The 8,601-nt window shown below is 58.6% G+C and carries 11 protein-coding genes; 10 read left to right on the forward strand and 1 reads right to left on the reverse strand.

The features are described from left to right. Positions 1-146 precede the first annotated feature (146 nt). The 6 genes from AC2FLX_RS21490 (at position 147) to AC2FLX_RS21515 (ending at position 5,332) form a co-directional block, all read left to right on the forward strand. Complete coding sequence (locus tag AC2FLX_RS21490) at positions 147-533, forward strand: hydroxyisourate hydrolase (RefSeq protein ID WP_496811439.1); 387 nt, start codon at positions 147-149, stop codon at positions 531-533. Between the two features lie 110 nt (positions 534-643). Beyond that, entirely contained in the window at positions 644-760 is a 117-nt protein-coding gene (locus AC2FLX_RS21495; RefSeq protein WP_496875546.1) for an MJ0042-type zinc finger domain-containing protein, read from the forward strand. A 58-nt stretch (positions 761-818) separates the two neighbouring features. After that, entirely contained in the window at positions 819-3,305 is a 2,487-nt protein-coding gene (locus AC2FLX_RS21500; protein ID WP_496811438.1) for a hypothetical protein, read from the forward strand. A 90-nt stretch (positions 3,306-3,395) separates the two neighbouring features. After that, positions 3,396-4,415 carry a helix-turn-helix domain-containing protein gene (locus AC2FLX_RS21505; protein ID WP_496811437.1) on the forward strand — a complete coding sequence of 340 codons (1,020 nt, stop codon included), beginning with the start codon at positions 3,396-3,398 and terminating at the stop codon, positions 4,413-4,415. Positions 4,416-4,675: 260 nt separating this feature from the next. Beyond that, positions 4,676-5,068: a rhodanese-like domain-containing protein gene (locus AC2FLX_RS21510; RefSeq protein WP_480747715.1), complete on the forward strand. Its 393-nt coding sequence runs from the start codon at positions 4,676-4,678 to the stop codon at positions 5,066-5,068. A gap of 81 nt (positions 5,069-5,149) precedes the next feature. Next, positions 5,150-5,332 carry a hypothetical protein gene (locus AC2FLX_RS21515; protein ID WP_496875545.1) on the forward strand — a complete coding sequence of 61 codons (183 nt, stop codon included), beginning with the start codon at positions 5,150-5,152 and terminating at the stop codon, positions 5,330-5,332. A 7-nt stretch (positions 5,333-5,339) separates the two neighbouring features. Here AC2FLX_RS21515 and AC2FLX_RS21520 read toward each other — a convergent pair whose 3' ends face one another. Beyond that, positions 5,340-6,140, reverse strand: a complete 801-nt coding sequence (locus tag AC2FLX_RS21520; protein WP_496811435.1) for an alpha/beta fold hydrolase — start codon at positions 6,138-6,140, stop codon at positions 5,340-5,342. On the opposite strand from AC2FLX_RS21520, the gene AC2FLX_RS21525 reads away from it, so the two are divergent. The 4 genes from AC2FLX_RS21525 (at position 6,140) to AC2FLX_RS21540 (ending at position 8,329) form a co-directional block, all read left to right on the forward strand. Continuing rightward, positions 6,140-6,559 (forward strand): hypothetical protein, encoded by a 420-nt coding sequence (locus AC2FLX_RS21525; RefSeq protein ID WP_480747712.1) that lies wholly within the window; start codon positions 6,140-6,142, stop codon positions 6,557-6,559. The two genes, AC2FLX_RS21520 and AC2FLX_RS21525, sit on opposite strands and share 1 nt — an antisense overlap. Positions 6,560-6,621: 62 nt before the next feature. Then, the gene (locus AC2FLX_RS21530; protein ID WP_496808084.1) at positions 6,622-7,212 is read left to right on the forward strand and encodes a TetR/AcrR family transcriptional regulator; all 591 of its coding nucleotides are present in this window, start codon (positions 6,622-6,624) and stop codon (positions 7,210-7,212) included. 91 nt (positions 7,213-7,303) lie between these two features. After that, positions 7,304-8,020 carry a PspA/IM30 family protein gene (locus tag AC2FLX_RS21535; protein ID WP_496808083.1) on the forward strand — a complete coding sequence of 239 codons (717 nt, stop codon included), beginning with the start codon at positions 7,304-7,306 and terminating at the stop codon, positions 8,018-8,020. Between the two features lie 24 nt (positions 8,021-8,044). Beyond that, positions 8,045-8,329, forward strand: coding sequence for a YiaA/YiaB family inner membrane protein (locus AC2FLX_RS21540; RefSeq protein ID WP_496808082.1), 285 nt, complete (start codon positions 8,045-8,047; stop codon positions 8,327-8,329). The last annotated feature ends 272 nt before the right edge of the window (positions 8,330-8,601 follow it).

Here is an 8,601-nt window from a genome sequence, read left to right on the forward strand (position 1 = left end):
ACTCGGGCGAGTGGTTCTTCCGTTTCGACATCTCTGATCTCCTTTTCGTCGAAGATCAGCAGACAACAAATCGTAGCTTACGTCAGTGTCCGAAATTCAGGGGGTAGCTCACTGCTTGGAGTTCCGCAAAGAAGGAGAAGAGTGTCGTGACGCATCAGTCCCATCCAACCGATCCGGTTGCCGGAGGAATTTCAATTCATGCAGTGGATGTTGCGGATGGCATACCCGCTGCCAGACTGGCGGTTCGACTATGGCACATGCGACCTGCGAGAACGGAAATCGCATCAGGTGTGTGTGGCCCCGACGGGCTGCTGCATCATCCGGTCGGCGAGGGTCGAGACGTACAGCCAGGGCTCTATGAGGTGGAATTCGAGGTCGGGGACTACTATCGGCAAGCCGGTCGTTTGCTGCCGGAGCCTTCGTTTCTCGAAACCGCGGTCTTTCGCTTTGGCATCGAGCGCGTCGAGGAACACTTCCATCTGCCGTTCAAGTTCACACCGTGGGGGTTTTCTCTTTTCCGGGGCGGCGCCTAGGTATAACAGGCATTGCCACTCGTCGAGATCAAATGAGACAACGGAAACCAAAAATTCCAATGCATATCAGTTGGATGCGCAGTATTTGAGGTTCAATAAAATCTCTGGATATTGATTTTCAATGCCCACCGCCCGCACCACGTTTCTATTCCGATCTGAATCAGGCGTCTGCAGCAATGCGGGCTGTGCGATGCGGGGTTTGCCTGCTAAGCTTTGTGCATTGCTGAACTATTCGCGACCGACGTGGGGGAGGCGAAGGTGCAGAACGCGGGAAAACCAGCGAAGATGGATACCCCCGGAGGCGATCACATCGGGTTGCCCTGGCCAGAGGGGTATCAGGACCTTCGCCCGGTGCTGCAGGAGCAATGGGGGTTCAGCGATGACATGTATCTGCATCACAAGCTGAGCGGAAAGTCCGGGGCTTATGTTTATGCCGCCGATGTCCATTGCGCCGATTTCAGCGGGCAGGCGATTCTTAAATTCGACCGCGCGCCCGAACCGGCCTGGAACGAACTGTCGGAGGCGGAGCGGCACGATATCGCGTTCAGGGTCGCCCCCGAATTTGCCCGTGCGCATCTGCCAGAACTGCTGAAAACAAGCGCTGTCGATGACCGGATTGCAATCCTGTCGTCGATTGCCGGGCGGGGGCTGGAATATGCCAAGCCCTGGGCCGAATGTGCGCATGACGAACAGGTAGAGGCGGTGAACCTGCTATCGTCCGGATTGCTTGAGGACTGGAACCGCGACTGTCACCTGGCGGCTGGGCTGGTATCGGTCGGAGACATCCTCAGAGGGTGGTTGAACTATCGGCTGGACCCGGTTCAGGGCCGGATTTTCCAATTTGTGCAGAGTGAATGCGGGCTTTGTGCAGAGGACCAAAGCCTGATTTTCGATGGTCGCTGGTACCCGAACCCACTGAACCTGGCGGCGGGTGCGTCGGGAGGGGCGGCGGATCAGAAACTGCGCGCGGTTATTGGCAACACCCACGGCGATCTGCACGGATACAACGTGTTGCTTGGCGGGGCGGGATCTGCGCGCCTGAGCTATTATCTGATCGATCTGGCGCTTTATCAGGACAAGCAGTTCCTGTTTTACGACCACGCCTATTTCGAACTCAGCCACCTTCTGCTGGCGCGGGAAAGGGCGGACGCGGAAAGCTGGAGTGCGCTGATGGGGCATCTGAGCGTGTTTGATCATGCCGGGCCCGAGGTGAAGCTGAAAGGCGATGATCTGGGTCTCATTCAGTTGATCGAGACACTGCGTCGGAACGTGATGGAGTGGGTGGACCGCAATCAGTCGAGCAGGTTGTCCTATATGGAAAAGCAATACATGCTGGCGCGGGTCGCGGTGGGCCTGAATTTTGTCAACAAACCGCTTTCGGACAAATCCCGAAAGATGGCGTTTCTGTACGCGGCGGCCAACCTCAAGGATTATGTGGTGCTTTCGGGGCTGGATTGGCCCAAACACGGGCCGCTGTTCGAAATTACCGAGATGGCAGGAGGTGGGGCCGACGGTGGCATGCCGGTCAAAAGCAGCAGTGACGGGCGGTTCCGGATTTCGGACCCCACCCGTGTTTTGCCGGAGGACAGGCCGGTGGTTGCTGTGCTGGCCTTTGACAACCTGAGTGGTGATCCCGAACAGGAGTATTTCTCGGACGGGTTCAGCCAGGAACTGCTGACCTGCCTGTCGAGCGTGGATTGGTTGATGGTGATTTCGCGGGGATCATCCTTTGCCTACAAGGGGCAGCCAGTTGATGTAAAGCGGATCGGGCGCGAATTGGGGGTCGACTACATTGTCGAAGGCAGCGTGCGGCGAGCCGAGGCGCGGGCGCGAATCTCTGTACAACTGATCGACGCCAGAACCAGCCATCACCTGTGGGCAGAGCGGTTTGACCGGGATGTGCAGGATATATTCGATTTGCAGGAGGAGATTGCCCAGGCAATTGCGATGAATGTCGATTCACGGCTGAAGGTTGTGGAGCGCGAACGCGCCAGTATTTTTGAAGGCTCGCTGGGTCTTTGGCACGGTTTTCAACGCGCGATGTGGCATTTTCACAAGTTTTCTGAAGAGCATACGCAAACTGCGCAAACTCTGCTCGGAAGTCTGGTGGAGACCGCCCCCCAATTCGGCGAGGCCCATGCGTTGTTGTCTTTTTTCGATTGTCGCCGCATCACATTCTGTGAAACCGAGAAACCGGAAGAGGTTTTGGACAGAGCCCGCCGACAGGCGAGCCTCGCCGTATCCCTGGACGACCGAAGCAGCATGGCGAAGGTTGCGCTGAGCCGCGTTTTGGCGTTCGAGGGTAAGCACCAAAGAGCAGTGGATCAGGCCGAACTGGCCGTTTCGTTGAATCCGAGTTCAACTGTGGCGCATCTCTGTCTGGCGGTTGCATATTTCTGGGGCGGGCAGGCCGAGGCTGCCATGCCAATTCTTGAGACCTCAATCCGGTTAAGTCCAAAGGGGCCGTTTCTTGACGTCAAGAGATGCCTCAAGGCGTTGTGCCGATACGCTACCGGAGAGATCAGCGAGGCTGAGGTTCTGGCAAGGTCGGCGTGTCACAGTCAAATGGCCGGGCCGGTTGGGCCCATCGTCATGAGTGTTGTCCTGGCGCGACAAGACCGGATTTCGGAGGCAAATGAAGTCATCCAGGAGCTGTTGAGCTGGAGGCCGGATTTTTCAATCAGCCGCTTCAATCGTTGCTGGAGCGGCTTTGCGCCGGACTACCTGGCGATGATGACCGAGGATCTGCACCGAGCAGGTTTGCCGGAGTGATCCTGGGCGACGGCGTGATTGGTTCTTTGTTTAATTGGCCAGTTGACCATATGCTGGTGATGTTCATTCAGGTTCATTGGGGGCAGATTCATGGACGTGCCAATCGCCCGTATCCGGCATTTGATCTCGTTTTTGAAAACGTCCGGTGCAACGCCGGAAGATATCGCCGGTATCATGAAACAAAGCGGGCTTACGACCGCCGATATCGACCCGCCAGCCGAGGTCTGTGACATCCGCAAGGAGGCCGGTTTTGTCCGGGCCGCCTGCGATCAGATGAAAGATATTACCTTTGGCGCCAAGGCCGGGCTGGCGTTGAGGGATGCGTCCGGCCTGAACGCCTATATCAGCAAATACTCGCGGAACCTGCGGGAGGCGATTGACTATACGTCGCGCTTTCACGACATCATCGATCCCGCCATTGCGTTCAGCCTGAGGATCTCGGGAAATGTCGCCTCGTTCGAGGCGGACTGGAAGGATGCGGGATATACCCGCTATCACCGCCGAACCGAGACATTGATGTTTGCCGCAGTCGCGCGGATGCGGTCGGTCACGCAATCCGGGTTCTTCCCGATCGAGATGCGGTTGCAGCATCAGGTTGGGAAGGCTGCGCAAACCTTTCAGAAGGTTGGGGGATTCCCTGTAGTGTTCGGGGCGGAAAAGACCGAGATCCTGTTGTCGCATTCCAGCCTGGACCTGCCCATTCCGACCTATGACGCCAGCCTGCGCGACCATCTGGTCGAGTATGGCAATCGGCTGTTGGCGGAGCGGGCGGTGCCGAAACAGCCGCTGAGGGCGCGGGTCGAGGGGCTGATCACCGCCTCGCTGCCCGGACGGGTCATCCCGGCGGAAGAGGCCGCCGCCAATCTGGGCATGAGCCCGCGCACCTTTACCCGCCGGTTACAGGAAGAAGGCGCGAATTTCCGCGCCATCGTGGATGACCTGCGATGCGATCTGGCGCAGACCTTCATCAAGGCCGGCATGAACCTGTCGGAAGTTTCCTTTGCGCTCGGCTATGCGGATCAGGCGGCGTTTTCCACCGCGTTCCGGCGGTGGACAGGAGAATCGCCAAGCGCGTTTCGGGAAAAGGCGTCTTTGGTGAAAGGCGATTGATCCGGGCAGACCGGAGCGGGGTGGCCGGGGGTCATCGGCGTTTCTGCCTCGCCCCGACCGGTCCGTGAGTGGACAAGAGAAAGATAGGAGTCTGGAGGGTGCGGCCTTTTGATTTCCCGCCAAATGCATTGTGAGTTCCGCCAATTATGCAGGTGAAAGACCGGGTTCTGTTGAAAGCGAACGTTTTCGAATTGCATCCGGCACCTACATCTTCGAAAATTCGCATGTACACGCCAAAAACGATTTCAGGGAGGAAACAGATGGCACTGACGGTCAAGGACATGATGCAGGCTGCAAATGCGGTCATCGAACGGATTGATGCGGCCAAGGCAAAACAGCTGATGGAAGAGGGCGCGTTGCTGCTGGATATTCGCGACGCGCCGGAACTGGAACGCACCGGGCGGGCGGCGGGTTCGCACCATATCCCGCGCGGTATGCTGGAATTCCGCGCCGATCCTGAGACGCCGTATCATGACCCTGAAATGCAAAAGGACCGGGTGATCGTGCTGCATTGCGCCTCTGGAGGGCGCGCGGCGCTTGCGGGCAAGCTGCTAAAGGAAATGGGCTATGCCGAGGTTTATAACCTGGGCGGGCTGAACGATTGGCGGCAAGGCGGGGGCGACGTGATCGAGCCGGTCGATCCGGGAATGTAGTCAAGCTGACCCAGGTCAAAGCTGATCACATTCCAAAAGATGCATGAAGTGGCTGAACGGACAACAAAGGACGAATCGGCTATGATGCGGCTTGCAGCACTTCTTTATTCCCTGAATTCAACGGCCTTGGCCGGGTCGGCGGTAATCGCCGTCCTGTCCGCAGGACTGGTGTCGCTGGGGGCAATTTTGTCGGCGGCGGCCGTGGGTTTTGCCGCGGCCGCGCCGGTGTCGTGGCTGGTGGCGCGGCGGCTGTATCAGGGCTGAACCAGGGTTACGCGTTCAGGAAAGCCCGGGTTGCGGCCTCGAATTCGCGGGGCCGTTCCGCATGCAGCCAATGACCCGCCTCGGGGATTTTGGCAAAGCGTGCACGCGGAAACAGCGAGCGGATCAGGTCGCGATGCTCGGGTTTGACATAGTCCGAGGCGGCCCCAGACAGAAACAGCGTGGGGCCGTCCCATGTGGCGTCGATGTCGGGAAAACCCATTATCTTGGGCATCTCGGCGGCCAGGCCATCAAGGTTCAGCCGCCACCGCTTTTCGTTGAGGTCCAGCGACTGGGTGAAGAAGCTTTGCAGCGCCTTGTCGACCCCAAGCACGGCAAGCTGATCCTCGACATCCGAGCGGCGCTCGACCGTGGACATGTCGACACCGCGCATCGCCTCGATAAAGGGCATCTGGCTGTGGCCGTAGGCCACGGGCGCGATGTCGGCGACAACCAGCTTGCGCACCAGATCGCCGTGCTGCAGGGCCAGAGTCATCGCTGCCTTGCCGCCCATCGAATGACCGACAACATCCGCCGTGCCGCCGAGGTGGTCGATGACCTTGGCCAGATCGCCTGCCATCGCGGGATAGTCATGTACGTCCGACCAGGGGCTGTGGGCATGGTTGCGCATGTCAACCGCGATGACCTGTCGTTCATCGGACAGACGTTTGGCGATGACCCCCCAGTTGCGGGCCGAGCCGTAAAGGCCGTGCGCAATCACCAGCGGGGGCAGGGCGGTAGGTGTGCCATGAATGATCGTGTTCAACATGTCACGGTGATACAGGCGCTTTTTCAAAACGGCCAGCCCCATTGAGACTGCCGTGGCGCGAGGATATGTTTGCCCGTCAGGAGGATGCGCAGGTGAGCCACGGCAAACAAGTTCAGGACCAGATTGCCGAGACGATCGGACTGCTGCGCAGCAAGCTTGGCGTGCGGGGCAAAACGCTTGCCGCCTCGTTGAAACGCGCCAGACACCGGCTGCCGCGCCGGGTCTATGGGCAGGCGATGGTTCTGGCGCGGGCCGAGCCGATGGCGAGTCATCCAAAGCTGCGCCTGACGCTGGACACCCCGTCGCTGACGGCGGCGGCCCATGAAGTGCAGACGCATCTGCACGCAATTGATCTGGCCGACCGCCGTTGGGGGCGGTTTTTGAGCATTCTCGGCAGCCTGGCGTTCAACCTGCTTTTATTGGCCGCGCTGATCGGCGCGTTCCTGTGGTGGCAGGGGTGATCTGATCTTTTCGTTTCCTCTCGGGTCTCGTATTGTGAACGAGGTTCATGGAAGGGATCGGCATGGTATCGAAATCTCAGGCCCGCAGGGCGGAATTGCGTGAAAAACTTGTCGTGGCAGCGGAAACCCGGATTGCTCGCGATGGGGTGGCGGAGCTGCGCGCCCGCGATCTTGCCAAAGATGCGGGCTGTGCGCTGGGGGCGATCTACAATGTCTTTGACGATCTCAACGCGATCATCATTGCGGTGAACGGACGGACCTTTCAGCGTCTGGGGCAGGCCGTTGCCGGATCGTTCGACGGTAGCGAAGAACCGGTCCAGCACCTGATCGTCATGAGTACGGCCTATCTTAGGTTTGCCGAGGCCAATACGAACCTTTGGCGCGCCCTGTTCGATCTGAAGATGGTCGATGATGGTATGGTGCCAGACTGGTATCGCCAGGCCTTGAACGACCTTTTTGCATATATTGCTGACCCGGTGTCGAAGCTGTTTCCGAATGATACGCGAGAGGACTTGCATCTGATGACCCGCGCCTTGTTTTCCTCGGTGCATGGGATCGTAATACTGGGCCTCGAAAACCGGATCTCGGGTGTTCCGAGCGAGCAGGTCGAGCGTATGATTGCGAGAGTTCTTTTCCAAATCGGAAACAAATAGTTTCCTGAACGACGTTCACAGAACTATTGAACATTGTTCAAAGTATTGGTACGTCAAGTTTGTGAACGATGTTCATTTCTTGGAGGAACCTATGTTTGGTACTTTGAAAACCTTGTTCAATGGCGCTAATGCCCGCGCCGAGGATCGCCTGCGCGACGCTTATTCCATCGAATTGATTTACCAGAAAATCCGCGAGGCGGAGCAGAATCTGAAAGCGGCCAAGCTGACATTGGCCAGCATGATCCAGCGCCAGCGCAGCGAGCAGCGCCAGGCTGACAGCTTGCAGACCCGCATGCGAGACCTGACTGATCGCGCCGCTCTTGCGCTGGCGGACGGGCGCGAGGACATGGCGCGCACGGCGGCGCAGGCCATCGCTGATCTGGAAAACGAAACGACTCTGCGGCAACAGACGCTGACACGTTTGGACACGCGCATCGTGCAACTGCGGCAAACGGTCGAAACTGCAAACCGTCGCATCATCGACCTTAAACAAGGCGCGGTAACGGCGCGGGCGATCCGGCGCGAGCAGGGTCTGCAAAAGCGGCTGAACCGGCATCTGGGCGGGGACAGCCCGATCGAAGAGGCCGAGGCGCTGATCAACCGTGTGATGCAAAAGGATGACCCGTTCGAGCAAGCCGAGATATTGCGCGACATTGACGGGGAACTCGATCATTCGTCGCTGGCCGAACAGATGGAGGATGCCGGTTATGGGCCTGGGACACGCTCAACCGCGGCGAGTGTGTTGCGACGTCTGGAACAGCAATCGCAGACGGATGCCGATCCAGATGACCAGGGCAAAAAGAATTAACCCAACAAATAATAGGAGACCAAGATGAATAGCCGTAATGAAAACTCGCTCATCGTGATGCTGAACGGGGCCGGCGTCGCCCTCGCCTATGGCTTGCTGGCCATCTCCCTGTACTTGTCCACGGATGTGCCGCTTGCAACAAAGGGGTATTGGGGCATGGGCATCCTGTTGCTGACAGTGAGCCTGATCAATGTGGTCAAATACCGGTTCGACACCCGCTCTGCCGAGGACCGGCTGAACCGGATCGAAGAGGCGCGTAACGAAAAGCTGCTGGAAGAGGCGCTGAAAGATCCCAAGGACGAGATCTGAACGACCGCGCCAGACCGTTGAGCCCGGCCCTGCGCTTTCAGTACAACCATGATGCGCGCAATAGGGGCCGGAAAAGTTCGGGTGACCAAAAGGAAAACGGCGCCAGTGAGGCGCCGTTTTTTTTCACGAACTGACTGATGTCTCAGAGGTTCGGGTACAGGGGGAATCGGGCGCAGAGGTCTGCGACTTCGGCGCGGACCTTGGCTTCGACTTCGCCGTTGCCGTCCGGGCCGTTGGCGGCCAGGCCGTCGACCACTTCGACGATCCAGTCG

It is taken from the genome of Ruegeria sp. YKSF57 (assembly GCF_059612585.1).

Bases quoted from the DNA above. Each gene is read 5' to 3' on its own strand.
- AC2FLX_RS21500 (WP_496811438.1), top strand. From the start codon at position 819: ATGGATACCCCCGGAGGCGATCACATCGGGTTGCCCTGGCCAGAGGGG.
- AC2FLX_RS21535 (WP_496808083.1), top strand. From the start codon at position 7,304: ATGTTTGGTACTTTGAAAACCTTGTTCAATGGCGCTAATGCCCGCGCC.
- AC2FLX_RS21520 (WP_496811435.1), bottom strand. From the start codon at position 6,140: ATGGGGCTGGCCGTTTTGAAAAAGCGCCTGTATCACCGTGACATGTTG.
- AC2FLX_RS21530 (WP_496808084.1), top strand. From the start codon at position 6,622: ATGGTATCGAAATCTCAGGCCCGCAGGGCGGAATTGCGTGAAAAACTT.
- AC2FLX_RS21515 (WP_496875545.1), top strand. From the start codon at position 5,150: ATGATGCGGCTTGCAGCACTTCTTTATTCCCTGAATTCAACGGCCTTG.
- AC2FLX_RS21540 (WP_496808082.1), top strand. From the start codon at position 8,045: ATGAATAGCCGTAATGAAAACTCGCTCATCGTGATGCTGAACGGGGCC.
- AC2FLX_RS21505 (WP_496811437.1), top strand. From the start codon at position 3,396: ATGGACGTGCCAATCGCCCGTATCCGGCATTTGATCTCGTTTTTGAAA.
- AC2FLX_RS21510 (WP_480747715.1), top strand. From the start codon at position 4,676: ATGGCACTGACGGTCAAGGACATGATGCAGGCTGCAAATGCGGTCATC.